Genomic DNA, 19,212 nt, shown 5'->3' with positions numbered 1-19,212 from the left:
CGGGGCGGATCGGCGGTCGACGCCGGTCCGCCCATTGCGTTTGGATCACGGCGTGCCCGATTCATCGGGAATTGGGAGGGAACGTGGTGATGATTTTGTTGGCGGATTTCTCACCGGCCTCTCATACTTCCTGCTGAGACGCGTGCCGGACGGTCCGGAGAGCCGCTGGGGGGCGGTGTGCGAGGGGCCCGCGCGCGACATTCCACGTTTCCCTGGGGGAGTTCCTTGTCCGCGCCCGAAAACGAGCACCCCGCAGAGCAGCCGGTAGCTGCTCAACCTGCTGTTCCCGGTGCCGAGTTGCCCGCCGCGCCGATGGCCGAGCCGATTGCCTCGCCGATGGCCGAGCTGACGGCCGAGCCGATGGCCGAGCCCGTCGTCGGGGCGCCCGCCGAGGCGCCCGCGCGCCGACTGCCGCGCGCCGTCGGCATCGCGCTCGCCACCGCCGGGCTGCTCGCCGTCACGGCGACCAGCGCCGCCGTGACCGTCGCGGTCGGCAAGCCGGACGCCCGCCCGGCCGCCGCCGCACCCGCGCCGACGGCCGCCGCGTCCGCGTCCGGGACGGCCTCCGCGAGTCCGACGCCCACCGCCGTGCCGCTTCCGACGCCGACCGCCGTCCCGACCACGCCCAAGCCGGCCAGCACCGTCAAGGGCGCCGTCAGCGGCGGCAGGCACGACGGCGATCTGCGCTACTTCCTGCTCCCGATCCCCGACGGCGGCGAGTCGTACGGGCCCGTGGACGGGGCGAAGCTGAGCGACGACGACGTCGCCGAACTGTTCGGCAAGCAGGACGGGATCATGGGCATCCTCGGCTCGTACGGGTACAAGGAGGGCGCCACCCGGATGTACCGCACCGCCGACGGCAAGGCCGAAGTCACCGTCACCCTCCTGCACTTCGGCTCCACCGCGATGGCGACCGAGTTCGTCAAGGGCTACACCGTCAAGTCGCAGGACCCGATCGACATCGACGGCGACCCGAACGCCCACGGCTACGTCCACAAGCCCAAGCAGCAGGCCTACACCGGCTCGATGACCGGCATCTCCAGCCAGGGCGACGTCCAGTACACGATCGACGTCGAGGTGAAGGGGACGCCGGACAAGGCGCTGCTCAGCGAGCTGATGAAGCGGCAGCGCGAGTGGCTCGCCTCCGGCGGCTGAGCCCGTACCGCCGCCCGCCCGCCGTCGTCCTTCCTTCTCCTGGAGCCACTTCGTGACCACCGAACCCGTGGAGCCGTCGCCCGGCGACGCTCCTCCGCAGCCCGCGGCCCCCGCCGCGCCGCCTGCCCCGCCGGTGCCGCCGCAGCCCGTCGCCGCGTCGGACGCCATCGCTCCCGAGGCCGTCGCTCCCGACGCCGTCGTGACCGGGCCGCCCGGTGCCTTCGTGCCCGACCTCCTGGCCGTCGGTCCCGAGCCCGCGCCGCGCGTCCCGCGCCGGCCCCGGCCGGTGCTGCTGGCCGTGTGCGGCCTGGTGCTCGGCGTCCTCGGCGGTGGCGGCGTGGGCTACGCCATCCAGGCGCAGCGCCCGCCGACGCCGCTCCCGCCGCTGCAGGTCGCACTGCCGTCCTACCCGGCCGCGACGGTCGACCCGACCGCCTTCGCCGCCGAGCAGCCGCAGCCGCTCGCCATCGACGGCGACCTGCGCAAGCTCCTCCTCACCGCGCCGGAGGGCAGCAAGCCCTGGGGCGAGAACCCGGACAAGCCCTCCTGGGTGTCGGCCGGCGACCTCGCCGAGCACACCGGCGACGCGGTCCGCGAGTTCAAGGACCTGAACTCGCGCGGTTTCCGGCGCGCGGTGGAGGTCGACTGGCAGAAGGACGACGTCAAGTACCGCGTGTCGTTGATCCAGTACGCGCCCGAGCACGCCGGCGAGGCGAAGTCGCGCGCCACCGTCTTTCGCACGCAGCCCTTCGAGAAGGGCGCCAACGGCGGTTACAAGGTGTTCGACCAGCCCAATTACTGGTCGGACAGCAAGGATCCGTACTACTACGGCCACGCCGTGGCCCAGCGCGGCACCGTCGTGATGGAGGTCGAGATCTTCGGTGCCAAGCCGGTGACGTCGAACGCCGTGGAGGACCTCGCCAAGCAGCAGTGGGAGCGGCTGATATGAGCGACAGCACCGTGACCGGGGCTGAGACCCCCGAGCAGCCGCACACCATCCCCGTGCAGCCCGCCGCCGAGCAGCTCGCCCCGGAACAGCAGCCCGCCGCCGGGCGGTTCGCGCCCGGGCCGTTCACGCCCGAGCAGCCGGCCCCCGTCGCCCCGCGCCCCCGCCCGGCCTCCGGCCGCCTGTTGCGCGCGGGTGCCGCCACGGTCGCCGCGGCGCTGGTCGGCGTGGTCATCGGCATCGGCATCATCAAGACGCAGTACGACGACCCCGCCCCGGTCGCCGCCGGCCCGTCCGCCGCGCCGGCGCCGACCGCGACCGCCACGCCGTTCGGCGCCAGGTCCAACGGCAACCACTTCGGTTCGCTGCGCGACCTGCTGCTGCCCGTCCCGGCCGGTTTCGAACTCGGCCCGGACGAGGGCGGCTACGGCAACGACGACGAGATCGGCGCCGAGCGGCTCAGCGCCGAACTGGACGAGGAGCTCCAGCAGATCCCCAAGGACAAGCGGGACAAGCTCCGCGCCTACTGGGAGGGCCTGCACGTCAAGGCTACCGGTGTGCGGACGTACCGGGCCCAGGGCGACGACCTGGTGGCCGGCCTGAAGCTGCGCCAGTTCAACCAGCAGGAGGTGCAGAAGCTCAACGAGTACACGGCGGTCTTCAGCGACACCGGCCTGTTCCGGCTCGGCCCGGAGATCCCCGGCCACCCGGAGGCGCACTGCTACCTGATGCCGGCGCCGCCGTCCGCCCCGCTCGACTACCTGGAGTGCTCGGCCGCCGAGGGCGACCTCCTCGTGGTCATGAACGTCGAGGGCGTCGCGCCGCTGCCCAAGGACAAGATCGTCGCCCTCTTCACCGCGCAGCTCGACCGCCTCGCCCGCCCGGGAGCGTCCGTATGACCGACCACGTCACCTCGCAGGACCCCGCGGGCACCCCCGTCCCCCCGCCCGCGCCGACCGCTCCGCCCGCGCCCGTGCCGACCGCTCCGCCCGCGCCCGTGCCGACCGCTCCGCCCGCGCCCGTGCCGACCGCCCCGCCCGAGCCCGCGGCGCCGGCCGGCCCGGCGCTCTCCGAGGTGGAGCTGGTGCCGCCCCCGCCGGCCGCGCCCGAGACGCCCGAGAAGCGCGAGGCCCGCCTCGCCCGCCGGACCCGCCGCCGCAAGGCGGTGGTGCGCTGGGCCGCCGCCACCCTGGTGTGCGCGCTCGCCGGCACCGGGACGGCGATGGCCCTGACCGTTCCCGAGCGCACGGACATCCCGGGCCTGGCGACCAAGAGCGACGGCCGCTACACCTTCCCCGCGCTCGCGTTGCCGCCGCAGCCCCCGGCGAAGGGCCCGTCGGTGCGCAAGGAGCCGCACCGCGCGGACCTCCGCAACCTCGTGCTGCCCGCGCCCAAGGAGGCCGGCGGTCCGCTCGGGCTGGTCGTCTTCCCGAGCCCGACCGCGACGCCCTCGGCGTCCGGCTCGGCGAGCCCGTCCGCCACCGCGTCCGCGAGCCCGTCCGCGAGCGGGTCCCCGTCCGGGACGGCGAGCCCGGCGGCCTCCGCCAAGGCCAGCGCGGCCACCGCCGACTGGGCCCCCTGCGACGCCGTCCTCGACGAGCAGCAGAACCCGGACGACCTGCGCGCCCTGCTGCTGCAGAACGCGTGCCGCGCGGCCGCCGTCCGGGAGTGGACGGCCTCCGACGGCACCCGCACCCAGATCCGGCTGCTGCGCTTCGGCTCCTCCTTCGAGGGCGGGGAGGTCTTCTCGGCCCTGCGCGCGAACAGCCTGCCGAAGGCCCTGCCCGGGGCGAAGGCCGGCTCGCACGACGGCTGGGACGCCCTCCCGAACGTCGACCTCGCGGTCAAGGAGTCCTCGGTGCAGGGCGCCAAGGGCGACCCGACGGCCCGCGTGGCGTACCTCGGGGCGAGCAACGTCCTCGCCGTCATCACGATGACCAACCCGAAGGGCGTGCCGGTCGCGCCGTTCCGCCAGGTGGCCACCCTGCAGTCCGACCTGCTGAACTGACGGAACGTCATGCGAACGCCGGGCCGACCGCGTCACGACCGGTCGGCCCGGCCGCTTCCGTCCGACCCCTAGGGGAGAGCCCGCCGGCGTCATACCGCAGCATCATCCGCGGTTCGTCATTCCAGCTCATGGTCCTTGCGGCGCGGGCCCGTTACGTTGGGGGCGTGTCCACTCCTGTCATCAAGACGGACGACCTCTCCAAGAGGTTCCCCCGGGTAACGGCGCTCGACCGGCTCACCGTCGAGGTGCACCCGGGGGTCGTCGGCCTGGTCGGCGCCAACGGGGCGGGCAAGTCCACCCTCATCAAGATCCTGCTCGGGCTCGCCCCGGCGACCTCCGGCACCGGCCGGGTCCTCGGCCTGGACATCGCCACCCAGGGCCCGGAGATCCGCGAGCGCGTCGGCTACATGCCGGAGCACGACTGCCTGCCGCCCGACGTGTCGGCCACCGAGTTCGTGGTGCACATGGCCCGGATGGCCGGACTGCCCGCCGCCGCGGCCCGCGAGCGCACCGCGGACACCCTCCGCCACGTCGGCCTGTACGAGGAGCGCTACCGCCCGATGGGCGGCTACTCGACCGGCATGAAGCAGCGGGTCAAGCTGGCCCAGGCACTCGTGCACGACCCGAAGCTGGTGCTGCTGGACGAGCCGACCAACGGCCTCGACCCGGCCGGCCGGGACGAGATGCTGGCACTGATCCGCCGCGTCCACCGGGACTTCGGCATCTCGGTGCTGGTCACCACCCACCTGCTCGGCGAGCTGGAGCGCACCTGCGACCACCTGGTCGTCATCGACGGTGGCAAGCTGCTGCGCTCCTCCTCCACCGCCTCCTTCACCGAGGCGACGGCCCTGCTCGCGCTCGAAGTCACCGACCACCCGGATGACCTGGTGCGCGACCCCGGCGCCGCCGTCCTCGAACGCCTCACCGCCGCGGGCCTGTCCGCCACCCCGGACGGCTCGCACGTGCTCCTCGTCCGGCTGGCCGGCGACGACACCTACGACACCATCCGCGACACCGTCGCGGACCTCGGCCTCGGCCTGGTCCGGCTGGAACAGCGCCGGCACCGGGTCGCCGAACTCTTCACGGACGAGTCCAAGGGAGGTCCGGACGATGCCTCCTGAGAGCAGGCCCGCCGACGCCGGCGTCATCCACGACATCGGCTACCGCGGCTACGCCGGCCCCCGCCTCGGCCGGGCCTACGCGACCCGCTCGCTGTTCACCCAGAGCCTGCGCGCCGCGTACGGCCTCGGGCGCTCCGGCAAGTCCAAGGTGCTGCCGATGCTGGTGCTCGGCGTGCTCACCGTGCCCGCCGTCATCATGGTCGCGATCGCGCTGTTCACCAACGCCGCGCAGCTGCCGCTGGACTACCCGCGCTACCTGTCGGCCTTCGGCCTGATCGTCTCGATCTTCCTGGCCTCGCAGACGCCGGTGCTCCTCTCCCGGGACCTCAGGTACCACACCGTCCCGCTGTACTTCTCCCGCCCGATCACCCGCGGCGACTACGTGCGGGCCAAGTTCGCGGCGATGTTCTGCGCCCAGTTCCTGCTGATGGCGGCACCCCTGGTGGTGCTCTACGTCGGCGCGCTGCTGGGCCGGCTGGACTTCGCGCACAACACCGAGCACTTCCTGATCGGCCTGGTGGCCGCCGTGCTGTACGCGCTCGTGCCGACCTCGGTCGCGCTGGTGATCGCCGCCGCCACCCCGCGCCGCGGCTTCGGGGTGGCCGGGATCATGGGCTACCTCGCGGTCAGCTCGGTGGTCGTGGCGATCCTGACCCGGATCGGCACCGGCTTCGAGGTCACCGTCCCGGACTCCGCCCAGTGGGCCGCGCTGCTGTCGCCGAACGACCTGGTGGAGAGCCTGACCAACCAGCTCTTCGACGTCGGCGGCCCGGTCGGCCGGATGCACGCCCCCGGGGCGCTCGGCGCCGCCGTGTTCCTCGTCGTCGCCGCCGGGATGGCGGCCGGGGCGTACGGGCTGCTGCTGCGCCGCTACCGCAGCGTCTGATCCACCCGCGGCGTCCGACGACCGCAGAGCCCAGGAGGGGCACGCAATGGCCACCATCACCATCGACAAGGTCTCGCGCTGGTTCGGCAACGTGGTCGCCGTCAACGACATCAGCATGGCCATCGGCCCGGGGATCACCGGTCTGCTCGGCCCGAACGGCGCGGGCAAGTCCACCCTCATCCACATGATGAGCGGCTTCCTCGCGCCCTCCACCGGCACGGTCACCCTGGACGGCTCGCCGATCTGGCGCAACCAGGAGGTGTACCGGAAGATCGGGCTGGTCCCCGAGCGGGAGTCGATGTACGACTACCTGACCGGCTGGGAGTTCGTGCTGGCCAACGCCGAGCTGCACGGCCTGCCCGATCCGGGCGCCGCCGCCCGCCGCGCCCTCGGCCTGGTCGAGATGGAGTACGCCCAGGACCGCAGGACCGGCACCTACTCCAAGGGCATGAAGCAGCGGGTCAAGATGGCCTCCGCGCTCGTCCACGACCCGGCCGTGCTGCTGCTCGACGAGCCGTTCAACGGCATGGACCCGCGCCAGCGGCTCCAGCTGATGGACCTGCTGCGCCGGTTCGGCGCGGACGGCCGGACCGTCCTGTTCTCCTCGCACATCCTGGAGGAGGTCGAGCAACTCGCCCGGCACATCGAGGTCGTGGTGGCCGGCCGGCACGCTGCCTCGGGCGACTTCCGCCGGATCCGCCGCCTGATGACCGACCGCCCGCACCGCTACCTGGTCCGCTCCAGCGACGACCGCCGGCTGGCCGCCGCCCTGATCGCCGACGGCTCCACCGCGGGCATCGAGGTGGACGAGCGCGAACGGGCCCTGCGGATCCAGGCGGTGAACTTCCAGGGCTTCACGACGCTGCTGCCCCGGGTCGCCCGGCAGGCAGGCATCACCCTGTACACCGTCGCCCCGGCGGACGAGTCGCTGGAGAGCGTGTTCTCCTACCTCGTCTCCGCCTGACCTCAGCACGCCATCGGGAAAGGCCGACCATGAATCCGACCGTCGCCAGGCTGACGCTGCGCGGCCTGCTGGGCCGCCGCCGCGGCGCCCTGCTGCTGGTGGTCCCCGCCCTGCTGCTGCTCGTCTCGGCGCTCGCGAGCGGGTCCAGCGGGGACGGGCACGACCTGACCGTCAAGATCCTCGGCCAGCTCGGCCTCGGCACCCTGGTGCCGATCCTCGGGCTGGTCGTCGGCACCGGCGTGATCGCCACCGAGATCGACGACGGCTCGATCGTCTACCTGCTCGCCAAGCCGCTGCCGCGCTGGGAGATCGTCACCACCAAGCTGTTCGTCGCGATCGGCACCACGTGGGTGTTCGCCGCCGTCCCGACCATGCTCGCGGGCTTGATGCTGTACGGCACGAAGGACGGCGTCACGCTCGGCTACACCGTCGCGGCGCTGGTCGCGGGGGCCGCGTACAGCGCGATCTTCCTGCTGCTCGGCGTCGTCACCCGGCACGCGGTGGTCGCCGGACTCGGCTACGCGCTGGTGTGGGAGTCGCTGGTCGGCAACTTCGTGGCGGGCGCCCGCACGCTGAGCGTCCAGCAGTGGGCCCGGTCGGTCGCCGAGACGGTGGCGGGGGACACCGCGATCGGCGCGGACGTCTCCTTCGGGGTGGCCGTGCCGCTGCTGCTGGTGGTCACCGTCGCCGCGACCGTGCTGGCCGCGGTGCGGCTGGCCGGGCTGACCCTGGCCGGCGAGGACTGAGCCGGCCGGGGGCCGGCCCGTACGTCCGAACGGGTGGTCAGAGCGTCCGGTTGCGGCCCGCGCCCCAGCCGGCCGCGCCGACCACGGCGACCAGGACGAGCATCAGCGCGAGCGTCGCGCTCCACCCGCCGGTCAGCTGGTGCAGCGCACCCGCGCCGACCGGACCGGCCGCCGCGACGAGGTAGCCGATCGCCTGGGACATGCCGCCCAGCTGGGCGGCGCCGGCCGCGCTGCCGGTGCGCAGCACGATGAACGCCAGGCCCAGGCCGAGCGAACCGCCCTGCGCGACACCGAGGATCGCCGCCGCGACCCAGGCACCCGACACCGGCGCGACCAGCAGCACGGCGATGCCGAGGCCGTTCAGCCCGGCCATGGCCACGGCGAGGGCGCGCTGGCTGGTCATCCGGCCGGCGATCAGCGGCACCAGGAAGGCGCCGACCACCTGCAGCAGGTTGGAGAAGGCGAAGACCAGGCCGGCCTGGCCGCGGTCCATCCCGTGCTCGGCCAGGATGGTCGGCATCCACGCCACCAGGGTGTAGACCAGCAGCGACGAGATGCCCATGAACAGGCTGATCTGCCAGGCCAGTCCGGACCGCCAGATGCCCTCGATCGGCTTGCTCGCGCCGGCCCGTCCGGCGGCCGGGGCCGCGCCGGCCGCCGCCCGCTCCTCGCGCGAGCGCAGCACCTGCGGCAGCCAGGCCACCGCCGCCACCAGCGCGAGCAGCGACCAGGCGCCCAGCGAGGCCTCCCAGCCGCCGCCCAGCGCGTGCTCCAGCGGCACCGAGAGCCCGGCCGCGAGGGTCGCGCCGACCAGCATCGTGGTCGAGTAGACGCCGGTCATCGCCGCCGCCCGCTCCGGGAACTCCCGCTTGACCAGGCCCGGCATGGAGACGTTCAGCACCGCGATCGCCACGCCGATGACCACGCAGCCCGCGTACAGCGCCACCACCGAGGGCAGCACCCGCAGCAGCACGCCCGCGCCGAGCACCAGCACCGCGCCGAGCACGACGCGCTCGGTGCCGAAGCGCCGGGTCAGCCGGGGGGTGAGCGGCGCGCCGACGCCCTGGAACAGCACCGGCACGGTGGTGATCAGGCCGCTCGCGGTCGTGGACAGCCCGAAGGTGCGCTGGATCTCGCCGACCATCGGGGAGATCGCCGCGAGGCAGGCGCGCATGTTCAGCGCGACCAGCAGGATGCCGGTCAGCAGCAGGGCCGGGTGGGCCAGCCGGGACCGGACGGGGAGCGGGGCGGAGGAGGTGACAACCGGCTGCTGGGCACGGGTGACGGCCATGGGGGTGCTGTTCTTTCGGGGGTGAGAGACGGTGCGGACGGCGGAAGGGCGCGTGGGCCCTGCCCCCGGCCTTACTTCCGGGCCGCGATGGCCGCGATGAGCTGCTCGACGGCCGCGATCGGCTCGGCGAGCAGCGCCCGACACGCCGCCTCGGCGCGGTCCGGGTCGCCGCTCTCGATCGCGTCCACCAGGGCCGCGTGGGTGGCGACGACCACCTCGGGCATGTCGTGGTCGCCGAAGGCCGTCCGCATCGACTCGCGCACCGAGGCGCCGAAGTAGCGGTAGACCTCGGCCAGCGCGGGGTTGTGCGCGGCCTCGACGACGGCGGTGTGGAACTCCAGGTCGTGCTCGACGGTGGCCTCGCGGCCGGTCCGCTCCGGGCTCGCCGCGATCACCTCGGCCTCGCGGGCCAGCGCGGCCCGCATCCGGGCGATGTCCTCGGGGGTGTGCCGCAGGGCCGCCAGGCGCGCGCCCTCGGTCTCCAGCGCCGCGCGGACCTCCAGGACGTCCCGGATGCCCGAGCGCTGGACACCGCGCAGGACGGCCGCCGGGTCGCTGGTGCTGCGGACGAAGGTGCCCTCGCCCTGCCGGGAGACCAGCATGCCGGCGTGCACCAGCACCCGGATCGCCTCCCGGACGGTGTTGCGGCCGACCTGCAGCCGCTCGGCGAGCTCGTGCTCGGTGGGGATCTTCGAACCCACCGGCCAGGCGCCGCCCGCGAGTTGCTCGCGCAGCTGGTCGATGGCGGTGTCCACGAGGGAGCGCCGTCCGGCCGCCTGCAGGCTGTTGCCGTCGCTGGTCATGCCGGTGCTCCCTCCGCTGCTCTTCACCATCGGTCGTCGGTCATCCTACAACCGCTTGCCCGGTCATCCTACAACTGGGGGTGAAGGTTCGGCGACGGGTCCGGGACGGGGAGGGCCCCGGCCGCTCAGCGGGCCGGGTAGAGGCGCTCCAGGACGACGGCCACGCCGTCCTCGTCGTTGCTCGCGGTGACCTCGTCGGCCACGGCCAGGAGCTCCTCGTGGGCGTTGGCCATCGCGACGCCGTGCGCGGCCCAGCCGAACATCGGCACGTCGTTGGGCATGTCGCCGAAGGCGATGGTGTCGGCGGCGCGCACCCCGAGGCGACGGGCGGCGACGGCCAGCCCGGTGGCCTTGGACAGGCCGAGCGGCAGCAGCTCGACCACGCCGGCGCCGGCCATGACGACGCCGACCAGGTCCCCGGCGACGCGGCGGGCGGCCTCGGCGAGGGCGTCGTCGGTCAGGCCGGGGTGCTGGATGTAGAGCTTGCTGATCGGGGTGGTGAGCAGTTCGTCCCGCTCGACCCGGACCACCGGCAGGTCGGAGCCGATCAGCAGCTCGTAGCCGGGCCCGGCGAGGACCTGGCCGTCCAGCCCGTCCTGGTTGGCGGCCACCGCCAGCGGGCCGGTCTCGGCCTCGATCTTGGTGATGGCGAGCGCGGCGAGCCGGCGGTCCAGGGTGAGCGAGGTGAGCAGCTTGTGCGCGCCGGCGTCGTAGACCTGGGCGCCCTGGCCGCAGACCGCTATCCCGGTGTAGCCGATCTCGTCGAACACCGGCCGGGCCCAGACGGCGGAGCGGCCGGTGACGACGATGTGCAGCGCGCCCGCGCCGGTGGCCGTGGCCAGGGCGGCGCGGGTGCGCGCGGAGACGGTCTCCTCGCCGGTCAGCAGGGTGCCGTCGAGGTCGGTGGCGACCAGCCGGAAGGGCAGGCCGCCACCGCGCGGGGCGTCGTCGCCGAGGGAGACGGGGCTTGGGCTGGTGGTGCTCATGGGCCGTGCGTCTCCCGGGAGTTGCCGGTGGTGCGGGCTACTTGGCGACCGGTTCGAGGACGGTGCGCCCACCGAGGAACGGCCGCAGCGCCTCCGGCACGACCACCGAGCCGTCGGCCTGCTGGTGGTTCTCCAGGATCGCCACGATGGTGCGCGGGACGGCGACCAGCGTGCCGTTCAGGGTGGCGAGCGGGCGGGTCTTGCCCTCCTCGCGCATCCGGATGGCCAGTCGGCGGGACTGGTACTCGGTGGTGTTGGAGGTCGAGGTGACCTCGCGGTACTTGCCCTGGGTGGGGATCCAGGCCTCGATGTCGAACTTGCGGGCCGCCGAGGCGCCGAGGTCGCCGGAGGCGACGTCGATCACCCGGTAGGGCAGCTCCAGCGCGTTGAGGAAGTCCTTCTCCCACTGGAGCAGGCGGCGGTGCTCGTTCTCGGCGTCCTCGGGAGTGGTGTAGACGAACATCTCCACCTTCTCGAACTGGTGGACGCGGATGATGCCGCGGGTGTCCTTGCCGTAGGTGCCGGCCTCGCGGCGGAAGCAGGACGAGTAGCCGGCGTAGCGCAGCGGCAGCTTCTCGGCCTCGATGATCTCGTCCATGTGGTACGCCGCGAGCGGGACCTCGCTGGTGCCGACGAGGTAACGGTCCTCCTCCTTGAGGTGGTACACGTTCTCGGCGGCCTGGCCCAGGAAGCCGGTGCCGTCCATGGCGGCCGGGCGGACCAGGGTCGGGGTGATCATCGGGATGAAGCCGGCCGCGGTCGCCTGCGCGAAGGCCATGTTGACCAGGGCGAGCTCCAGCAGCGCGCCGACGCCGGTCAGGTAGTACGAGCGGGCACCGGCGACCTTGGCGCCGCGCTCGGTGTCGATCGCGCCCAGGATCTGGCCGAGCTCGACGTGGTCGCGGGGCTCGAAGCCCTCGGCGGCGAAGTCGCGCGGGGTGCCGATCTCCTCCAGGGTGACGAAGTCCTCCTCGCCGCCGACCGGGGCGGCCGGGTCGATGAGGTTCGCCAGCGAGCGGAGCAGGCGGTCGGCCTCCTCCTTGGCGGCGCCCTGTTCGGCGTCCGCGGCCTTGACCTCGGCGGCCAGGTCCTTGGTGCGCTGCAGCAGGGCGGCCTTCTCGTCGCCCTTGGCCTGGGCGACCTGCTTGCCCAGCAGTCGCTGCTCGCTGCGCAGTTCGTCGAAACGGGTGCCCGAGGACCGGCGCCGCTCGTCGGCGGAGAGGAGGGCGTCGACCAGGTCGACGTCCTCGCCACGGACGCGCTGCGAGGCGCGCACTCGGTCAGGGTCCTCACGGAGCAGGCGAAGGTCAATCACGCGCCCAAGCCTACCGGGCGGGGGCTCGTCCACCGGTACCGGTTTTCCCCTGGGGATAACTCCGCTCCGCCTGTGGATAACTCCTGTGGGGAACCCGCCGGACGTGAGTTATCCACAGGTGTGGGGCCGAGGCTGTGGATCCTTGTGGAACGCAGCCCTCCGGGCGGTCGAACCAAGGAATTGAGGTTTCAAACCTCATTCGACCTTCTCGGGCGAGGGAATTGAAGCACTGGAACGGGTGATTTGCTGGCAGGCGGGTGACTCTGGTCCGATTAGTCAACTCTGCGAAGCAAACCGATGATCTGACCGTTCTGCGCAGTGGCTATACCGGTTTGTCGACTCATCCCCAGGCCTGTGGATAACTTTCGGCTGTGGATAGCGGGTGGCCCTGTGGACAGCGGGTTCCGGGTCCGGACGCGCCTGTGGACGACGGGTGCGGTCACCCGCCCCGCCCGGAGGGTCCGGGCGAAAACGGTCGGAAAAGGTCAGAAAGACAAAGGGTGTCGCTCAGATGTCGCCGCGGCCGTCGAGGGCGCGCGAGAGCCAGTCGGCCGCCGCCGCGAAATCCTCGTCCGAGGTCCCGGGCCGCCGGTGCGAGGACTCCTGCCGGTCGGCGCGGGGATAGGAGCCGAGGAAACGCACCTGCGGGCAGATCCGCTTGAGGCCCATCAGCGCCTCGCCCACCCGCCGCTCGGACAGGTGGCCCTCGCAGTCGATGAGGAAGCAGTAGCTGCCCAGCCCCTCGCCGGTCGGCCGGGACTCGATCCGCATCAGGTTGATCCCGCGCACCGCGAACTCCTGGAGCAGCTCCAGCAGCGCACCGGGGTGGTCGTCCGGCAGCCAGGCCACCATCGAGGTCTTGTCCGCCCCGGTCGGCGACGAGACCCGCCCCGGCTTGCCGACCAGGACGAACCGGGTGGTCGCGTTCTGCGCGTCGGCGATCTCCTTGACCAGCGGGTCCAGCCCGTAGATCGGCGCCGCGAACTCGCCCGCGAACGCGCCGTCGTAGCGGCCCTCGGCCACCAGCCGGGCGCCGTCCGCGTTGGACGCGGCCGCCTCCCACCGCGCGTCCGGCAGGTTGGCCGCCATCCAGCGCCGCACCTGCGGCTGGGCCACCGGGTGGCTGGTGACGGTCTTGACCTCCGACAGCTCCGTGCCGGGGCGCACCAGCAGCGCGAAGGAGATCGGCAGCAGCACCTCACGGTAGATCATGAGCGGTGTGCCGGAGGCGAGTTCGTCGCTGGTCGCGGTGACGGCGCCCTCGACGGAGTTCTCGATCGGCACGAAGGCGCCGGAGGCCTCGCCGCCGCGCACCGCGTCCAGCACCAGCGGCACCGAGGCCAGCGGCACCAGCTCCCGGGTCGCCGCCTCGGGCAGGGTGCGCAGGGCCGCCTCGGTGAAGGTGCCCGCCGGGCCGAGGTAGGTGTAGCGGGTGGCCGACATGCCGTCTCCGTCTCGTCAGGTCGAAGTAGCCACCATAGCCACTCCGTTCCCCGCCCAGGAAAGCGTTCCGATGGGCGGGATCCGCCGCCGCCGTCCAGCAGTTCGGCGGTCGCGCCGCCCGGCGCCGGCGGCGGGCGGTGGGTTCAGGCGTCCAGCAGCTGCTGCCCCACGTACCCGCCCTGCGGGGCGCCGGGCGGCACGACGTACAGGCCGCTCGCCTCGTGCCGCAGGAAGCGGGAGAGGCCGTCGCCGCGGGACAGTTTGCGCTGCACCGGGGTGAAGCCCTTGCGCGGGTCGGCCTGGAAGGCGAGGAAGAGCAGTCCGGCGTCCGGCGAACCGTCCGCCAACAGGCCGTCGTGGTACGAGAATCCGCGCCGCAGCATGGCCGCGCCGCCGTTGGAGGCCGGTGCGGCGACCCGGATGTGCGCGTCGGAGGGGATCGCCAGGGCGCCGTCCCCGTCCTGGGCGGACAGGTCCACCGCGGCGTGCTCCCCGGCCCCGGCGGGCGTGCCGAGCGGCGCGCCGTCCGACTTGCGCCGCCCGATCACCCGCTCCTGGCGGTCCACCGGCAGCGCCTCCCAGTGGTCGAGCAGCATCCGGATCCGCCGGAACACCAGGTAGGAGCCGCCGGCCGTCCAGGCCGGCTGGTCGCCCCCGGCGGCGGCGAACACCTTGGCGGCGAAGCCGTCGTCGGCGGGCTTCGGATTGTTGCTGCCGTCGATCTGGCCCATCAGGTTGCGGCCGGTCATCGGGTGCGGGGTGGCGCCCGGGGTGCGGGCGAAGCCGCCGCACTGCCAGCGCAGCGAGGCCGTCCCGGCCGCCTGGCGCTGGAGCACCCGCAGGGCGTGCACGGCCACGAGGGCGTCGTCGGCGCCGATCTGGACGAACAGGTCGCCGTCGCCGTGTGCCGGGTCGAGCGCGTCGCCGGGGAAGGCGGGCAGCGGTTCGAGGGCGGCCGGTCGGTGGTCGGCCAGCCCGGCCTTGTCGAACAGGGCGGCCCCGAAGCCGAAGGTGAGCGTCAGCGAGCAGGGGCCGGCGTCCAGCGCGATCTGGTTCTCGAACTCCTCGGCCGGCTCCCCGGCGGTCAGCCGGGCCGCCGTGCGCGACCAGCGCCGGAGCAGGCCGCGCAGCCCGTCCCGCCCGGCGCCGTCGGCCAGGTCGAAGGCGGCGAGCTGGACCCGGGCCTGCTGCGGTTCGAGGATGCCGGCCTGGTGCTCGCCGAAGAACGGGACCCGGGCCGCGCCGAGCGCCGGGCCGCCGCCCGGCCCGCCGCCGGCGGCCGGGCGCTCCAGGGCCACCGCCCCGGCGACCCCGGCGCCGGCGCCGACGACCAGCCCCGCGCCGGCGGTGCCGAGCAGGGCGCGCCGGGTGAAGCCGGTCCGTGCGGTGGCGCTGCCGGTGGTGCTGCCGGTGGTGCTGTCGGTCATGCTCAGCCGATCTTCAGGGACTTCGTCGGGGTGGTCTGGTCGATGTCGGAGGAGCGGATCTGCACCGACACCACCCACTCCCCGGCCAGCGGCAGCTGCGCGGTGCCGCTCCAGCGGCCGGTGCCCTCGGGGGTCAGCGGCACGGGCAGCGGGCCGAGGTCGCGGTCCGGCAGGGTGAAGGCGAGCTGCACCTCGGGGACGTCCACCGGCTTGCCGTCGGTGCCGTCCAGCGCGAGCTTCACCTCGTTGGAGCCGGTTCCCGCCGGGTTGACGGTCACCGTCGCGGTGCCCTTGGCGTTCGGGGTGCGGCCCTTGGTGTCGTACGGGAGCTTGAGCTCCACGGTGCGGCCCGGCTGGGTCTGCGCGGGAGCGACCCCGCCGGCCGCCGGCGCCGCGGCGCCCCCGGCCCGGACCTCGCCCGCGACCCGCCCGGGCGGGGAGTTGGTGAGCATCGTGGTGACCACCAGCACGGCCACCGCGACCGCCGCCTCGACCAGCACCGAGCGGCGCAGCCCGGCCCGGGTCGGGGTCAGGCCGCGCGCCCGGCCGGCGCTCGCCACGGCGGCCCGCTGGCGCTCCAGCTGGGCCCGGCGGACCGGGTCCTCGGAGTGCGCCGCGACGGCCACCGGCTCCGGCAGTTCGGCCGGTTCGACCTCGGCGGCCTCGGCCGGGGCCGAGCGCAGCCGGGCCAGCCAGGAGCGGGAGATCCAGGCGACGCCGAGCATCGCGACCACGCAGCCGGTCTTCACCAGCAGCAGCCGCCCGTACTCGGTGCCGGTCAGTGCGCCCCAGCTGCCGAGGCCGCGCCAGGACTGGTAGACGCCGGTGACGACGAGCACCGCGACCGAGCCGAACGCGATCTTGGAGAAGCGGTCGACGACCTCCGCGCCGACGCCCTCGCGCAGCGCGACCAGCAGCGAGGCGAGGCCCCCCAGCCAGAACGCCATCGCGATCAGGTGCAGCAGGCCGAGCGGCAGCGCCAGCCAGACCTGGATGCCCACCGAGGCGTGGTCCGCGCCGACCCAGGTCGCCGCGAGGGCGACCGCCAGCACCAGCCCGCCGACGCCGAGCCCGATCCGGGCCTCGCGCTGCGGGCGCCGGGCGGCGCGCCGCTCCAGCTCGCGCAGTTCGGCGGCCTCGGCGTTCTCGGCGGCCCCGGGGGCCCCGGCGCTCGAGTCGTCGCCTCCGTCGCCGTGCTCGTCCTCGCCCTCCGGCCCCGGCTGCCCCAACTGGCCGACCAGCAGCGACAGGAACACCCCGCTCGCCGCGAGCAGCAGCAGCCGGGCGGCCAGCGCGGTGCCGATCCGCTCGTCCAGCGTGGTGCGCACCAGCGACAGGTCGAGGGCCTGCCCGATCCCCGAGCCGCGCTCGTACGGCCCGCGCAGCATCAGCACCGCGACGGTGGACACCAGCAGCGCCACCCAGCCGGTCATCAGCAGCCGCTGCACCGAGCGCCGGGCCACCCCGGCGGGCCAGCAGATCAGGGTGAACGCGGCGGCGCCGGCGAGCAGTGCGAACGCGACGTACGCGACGGTGCGCCCGGTGCCGTACAGCGCGGCGACCACGCCGTCCGCCTTGGCGCCCTGGAGCGCGGTGGCGGACACCGAGGTGTCCGAGGGCGCGCCGATGGAGAAGGTGAACGCGCCGCCGACGGGGTGGGAGTCCTCCGAGACGGCCCGCCAGGCCACCGTGTACGTGCCGTTGGCGAGGCCGGGGTTGAGCCCGACCCGGGCCGTGTCGGTCCTGCCGTCGGCGTGCCCCGGGTTACCGGTGTCGACCGCCTTGCCGGCCGGGTCGAGCACCCGGACCGAGTCGCCGGAGAGCGACACGCCCTCGCTGAAGGTCAGCGTGACCGCCTGCGGGGCGGTGGCGAGCACCGAGTTCTGGTGCGGGTCGGTGGATTCCAGGGTGGCGTGCGCGGAGGCCGGGACGGCGCCGGCGAGCATCAGCGCGAACAGCGCGCCGAGCAGGCCGAGCAGGCCGGCGATGCGGCGGGGGGCGGTGCGCGGGGCTGCGATCCGGCGGTGCGAGGCCTTCTCCATGCTGGCGGACCCTAACTCTGGCCGGGACGGTAGGTGAGCTCCTTGACCGGCACCTTGACGGAGATGGTGCCGGATTTGGCGAAGGTCAGGTCGAGCTCCAGCTCGTCCCCGAGGGCCGGGGCCTTCTGCCAACCCATGATCATGAGATGGGTGCCGCCCCGGGTGAACTGCAGCGCCCCGTGCGCGGGCACGTCCAGGCGGTCGACCTGCTCCATGGTCGACGCCGTCGACTGGTGCATGGTGACCGATCCGGCGCCCGGGCTGGTCACCTTGACCAGCTGGTCCTCGCCGCCGTCGTTGCGCACGGTCAGGTAGCCGGCCGCCATCCCGCCCGCCGGGGGCAGCGGGATGTAGGAGTCGGCGACGCTCAGCCTGGCCGCCCCGCCGGCGGCACCGTCCTGGCCGCCCGCCCCGCAGGCGGCCAGGAAGGCGCCGCCGCCCAGGGCCGTCGCCAGCACCGCGCCGGTGAGCGCGGTCCGGCGGAAGCCGAGCATCGTCATGCCGCGACCCCCTTGGCGAGCAGCGGCAGGTCGTGCTGGTAGGTCTTCACCTCGGTGCCGCTCATGTACAGCACGTGCGCCTTGTCGTCCGAGGGGAGGAAGGCCAGCACCTGCGCGCCGTGGGTGGAGGTCACGGTGCCGTCGGCGTTGACCACCGGGTCCTCGATCATGATGCCGAGCGACCTGGCGGCGGTCTTGACCTTCTCCAGGTCGCCGGTGAGGCCTATGAAGTCGCTGCCCATCGAGTCGAGCCAGGTGCGCAGCACCTTGGGCGTGTCGCGCTGCGGGTCGGTGGAGACGAACACGACGTCGATCTTCTGCCGCTCCTCGGGGGAGAGGCCCTTCATGGCGACGCCGATGTCGCCCATGGTGGTCGGGCAGACGTCCGGGCAGCTGGTGTAGCCGAAGAACAGCAGCAGGCTCTTGCCGCTGGTGCGCTGGCGCAGGTCGAAGGGCTGGCCGGAGGTGTCGGTCAGCGTCAGGTCCGGCTTCTCGAAGTTCTTGGCGAGCTTGGTGCCCTCGTACGGCGTCGCGTCCTTCTGCTGCGTCACCTTGGCGGCGGTCGAGCCGCCGCCGGAGGACCCGCAGGCGGTCAGCGTGAGGGCGGCGGCCAGGGCGACGGCGGCCGCGCCGGCCAGGCGGGTGGTGCGGGTGGTGCGGGGCATGCGGGTTCCGATCGTGCGCGGTGGTCCGCCGGCGGGGCCGCTCCCGGGGTGCGGGAGCGGCCCCGCCGGCGCGGGGGTCAGGAGGCGGTGCCGCTCTTGCGGCGCAGGCCGATCACGCCGACGGCGGTGCCGATCACGCCGACGACGATGCCGACGACGCCGAGCACCCGGGCGGTGGAGTCGCTGCTCTTCTTGTCGCCGTCCGAGGCCTGGGCCTGGTCGGCGCTGTCGCCGTGCCCGTGGCCGCCCGCGGCCGGGGAGGCGGTGGCGGAGACGCCGTGGCCGTCGTCGCCGGCGGCCTTGGTGAGCTTCAGGACGGGCGCGGGGTGGGCCGGCTCGGGCTGGCCGGCCTGGGACTCGTCGATCCAGCGGACGACGTCGCCGTTGTCGTAGGTCTGCAGGGCCTTGAAGGCCATGCTGTCGGCGTCGGACGGCAGCGGGCCGAGCGAGACGCGGAACTCCTGGAACTGCCCGGGGGCGATCTTGGTGCCGGCGTCGGCGGTCCAGGTGATCCTGGAGACGGCCTCGTTGACGTCGGCGCCGTGCACCTTGATCGGCTTGTCGAGCTTGGCCTTCTCGACGGTCGCGGTCCAGCCCGGCATCGGCAGCGTCCGGACCGAGGCGAGCGGGTGGTCCAGCGGGAGGTTGACCTCCAGCTTCACGGTGCTCGCCGAGTCGCTCTCGTTCGGCACCCGGAAGTCGACGGCCGTGTAACCGCCCTGGGCGGCCGAGCCCGGGTTCACGGTGACGTGCGCGAAGGCCGGTCCGGCCAGCACCACGACGGAAGTGGCGGCGACGGCGAGGGCGGCGGCGATGCGGCGGGTGGGAAGGGAACGCATGGGTTCGGGGTCTCCGTTCGGAGCTCGGCGGACCGGCCCGCCGGGATCAGGCCCGGTCGGGGTCCGCGCGTGGGG

At 73.8% G+C, this 19,212-nt stretch carries 18 protein-coding genes; 8 read left to right on the top strand and 10 right to left on the bottom strand.

Translation table 11 applies throughout. The features are described from left to right. The first annotated feature begins 312 nt into the window (after nucleotides 1-312). From ACFVSN_RS15105 to ACFVSN_RS15070, 8 genes are all read left to right on the top strand, one after another. Nucleotides 313-1,155 carry a hypothetical protein gene (locus tag ACFVSN_RS15105; RefSeq protein WP_387599673.1) on the top strand — a complete coding sequence of 281 codons (843 nt, stop codon included), beginning with the start codon at nucleotides 313-315 and terminating at the stop codon, nucleotides 1,153-1,155. A gap of 52 nt (nucleotides 1,156-1,207) precedes the next feature. Further along, nucleotides 1,208-2,104, top strand: coding sequence for a hypothetical protein (locus ACFVSN_RS15100; protein ID WP_380439606.1), 897 nt, complete (start codon nucleotides 1,208-1,210; stop codon nucleotides 2,102-2,104). Further along, entirely contained in the window at nucleotides 2,101-3,000 is a 900-nt protein-coding gene (locus tag ACFVSN_RS15095) for a hypothetical protein (protein WP_387599670.1), read from the top strand. Before ACFVSN_RS15100 ends, ACFVSN_RS15095 begins: the two co-directional genes overlap by 4 nt. After that, complete coding sequence (locus tag ACFVSN_RS15090; RefSeq protein WP_387599667.1) at nucleotides 2,997-4,109, top strand: hypothetical protein; 1,113 nt, start codon at nucleotides 2,997-2,999, stop codon at nucleotides 4,107-4,109. The genes ACFVSN_RS15095 and ACFVSN_RS15090 overlap by 4 nt, the downstream gene beginning before the upstream one ends. Nucleotides 4,110-4,273: 164 nt before the next feature. After that, nucleotides 4,274-5,230 carry an ABC transporter ATP-binding protein gene (locus ACFVSN_RS15085; RefSeq protein ID WP_380439602.1) on the top strand — a complete coding sequence of 319 codons (957 nt, stop codon included), beginning with the start codon at nucleotides 4,274-4,276 and terminating at the stop codon, nucleotides 5,228-5,230. Continuing rightward, the gene (locus tag ACFVSN_RS15080; protein WP_387955382.1) at nucleotides 5,220-6,116 is read left to right on the top strand and encodes an ABC transporter permease; all 897 of its coding nucleotides are present in this window, start codon (nucleotides 5,220-5,222) and stop codon (nucleotides 6,114-6,116) included. Before ACFVSN_RS15085 ends, ACFVSN_RS15080 begins: the two co-directional genes overlap by 11 nt. A gap of 46 nt (nucleotides 6,117-6,162) precedes the next feature. Then, a complete protein-coding gene (locus ACFVSN_RS15075; RefSeq protein ID WP_387955380.1) occupies nucleotides 6,163-7,080 on the top strand; it encodes an ABC transporter ATP-binding protein in 918 nt (305 codons plus the stop codon). Nucleotides 7,081-7,109: 29 nt separating this feature from the next. Then, the gene (locus ACFVSN_RS15070; protein WP_380503785.1) at nucleotides 7,110-7,826 is read left to right on the top strand and encodes an ABC transporter permease; all 717 of its coding nucleotides are present in this window, start codon (nucleotides 7,110-7,112) and stop codon (nucleotides 7,824-7,826) included. A 37-nt stretch (nucleotides 7,827-7,863) separates the two neighbouring features. On the opposite strand, the gene ACFVSN_RS15065 is transcribed toward ACFVSN_RS15070, so the two are convergent. From ACFVSN_RS15065 to ACFVSN_RS15020, 10 genes are all read right to left on the bottom strand, one after another. Then, a complete protein-coding gene (locus tag ACFVSN_RS15065) occupies nucleotides 7,864-9,117 on the bottom strand; it encodes a CynX/NimT family MFS transporter (RefSeq protein WP_387955378.1) in 1,254 nt (417 codons plus the stop codon). A 71-nt stretch (nucleotides 9,118-9,188) separates the two neighbouring features. After that, a complete protein-coding gene (locus ACFVSN_RS15060) occupies nucleotides 9,189-9,920 on the bottom strand; it encodes a FadR/GntR family transcriptional regulator (protein ID WP_380439592.1) in 732 nt (243 codons plus the stop codon). Nucleotides 9,921-10,045: 125 nt separating this feature from the next. Beyond that, on the bottom strand, nucleotides 10,046-10,906 hold the full coding sequence (locus tag ACFVSN_RS15055) for an HAD family hydrolase (RefSeq protein WP_380439590.1): 861 nt from the start codon (nucleotides 10,904-10,906) through the stop codon (nucleotides 10,046-10,048). Nucleotides 10,907-10,943: 37 nt separating this feature from the next. Next, nucleotides 10,944-12,221, bottom strand: a complete 1,278-nt coding sequence (gene serS, locus ACFVSN_RS15050) for a serine--tRNA ligase (protein WP_359968686.1) — start codon at nucleotides 12,219-12,221, stop codon at nucleotides 10,944-10,946. Nucleotides 12,222-12,728: 507 nt separating this feature from the next. Then, nucleotides 12,729-13,664 carry a prephenate dehydratase gene (gene pheA / locus ACFVSN_RS15045; RefSeq protein WP_380439588.1) on the bottom strand — a complete coding sequence of 312 codons (936 nt, stop codon included), beginning with the start codon at nucleotides 13,662-13,664 and terminating at the stop codon, nucleotides 12,729-12,731. A 143-nt stretch (nucleotides 13,665-13,807) separates the two neighbouring features. After that, nucleotides 13,808-15,091: an iron uptake transporter deferrochelatase/peroxidase subunit gene (efeB, locus tag ACFVSN_RS15040; RefSeq protein ID WP_387955376.1), complete on the bottom strand. Its 1,284-nt coding sequence runs from the start codon at nucleotides 15,089-15,091 to the stop codon at nucleotides 13,808-13,810. A gap of 2 nt (nucleotides 15,092-15,093) precedes the next feature. Then, nucleotides 15,094-17,133, bottom strand: a complete 2,040-nt coding sequence (locus ACFVSN_RS15035; protein ID WP_387955374.1) for a FixH family protein — start codon at nucleotides 17,131-17,133, stop codon at nucleotides 15,094-15,096. Nucleotides 17,134-17,144: 11 nt separating this feature from the next. Then, on the bottom strand, nucleotides 17,145-17,633 hold the full coding sequence (locus ACFVSN_RS15030) for a copper chaperone PCu(A)C (RefSeq protein ID WP_380440752.1): 489 nt from the start codon (nucleotides 17,631-17,633) through the stop codon (nucleotides 17,145-17,147). Then, nucleotides 17,630-18,298: an SCO family protein gene (locus ACFVSN_RS15025; RefSeq protein WP_380498804.1), complete on the bottom strand. Its 669-nt coding sequence runs from the start codon at nucleotides 18,296-18,298 to the stop codon at nucleotides 17,630-17,632. Before ACFVSN_RS15025 ends, ACFVSN_RS15030 begins: the two co-directional genes overlap by 4 nt. 77 nt (nucleotides 18,299-18,375) lie before the next feature. Then, complete coding sequence (locus ACFVSN_RS15020) at nucleotides 18,376-19,137, bottom strand: YcnI family protein (protein ID WP_380440748.1); 762 nt, start codon at nucleotides 19,135-19,137, stop codon at nucleotides 18,376-18,378. Nucleotides 19,138-19,212: the final 75 nt, after the last annotated feature.

The organism is Kitasatospora sp. NPDC057904, assembly GCF_042887925.1.
Classification (GTDB): Bacteria; Actinomycetota; Actinomycetes; order Streptomycetales; family Streptomycetaceae; genus Kitasatospora.
Note: the sequence above shows the minus strand (reverse complement) of the source record. Positions and strands in the feature narration are given on the sequence as shown.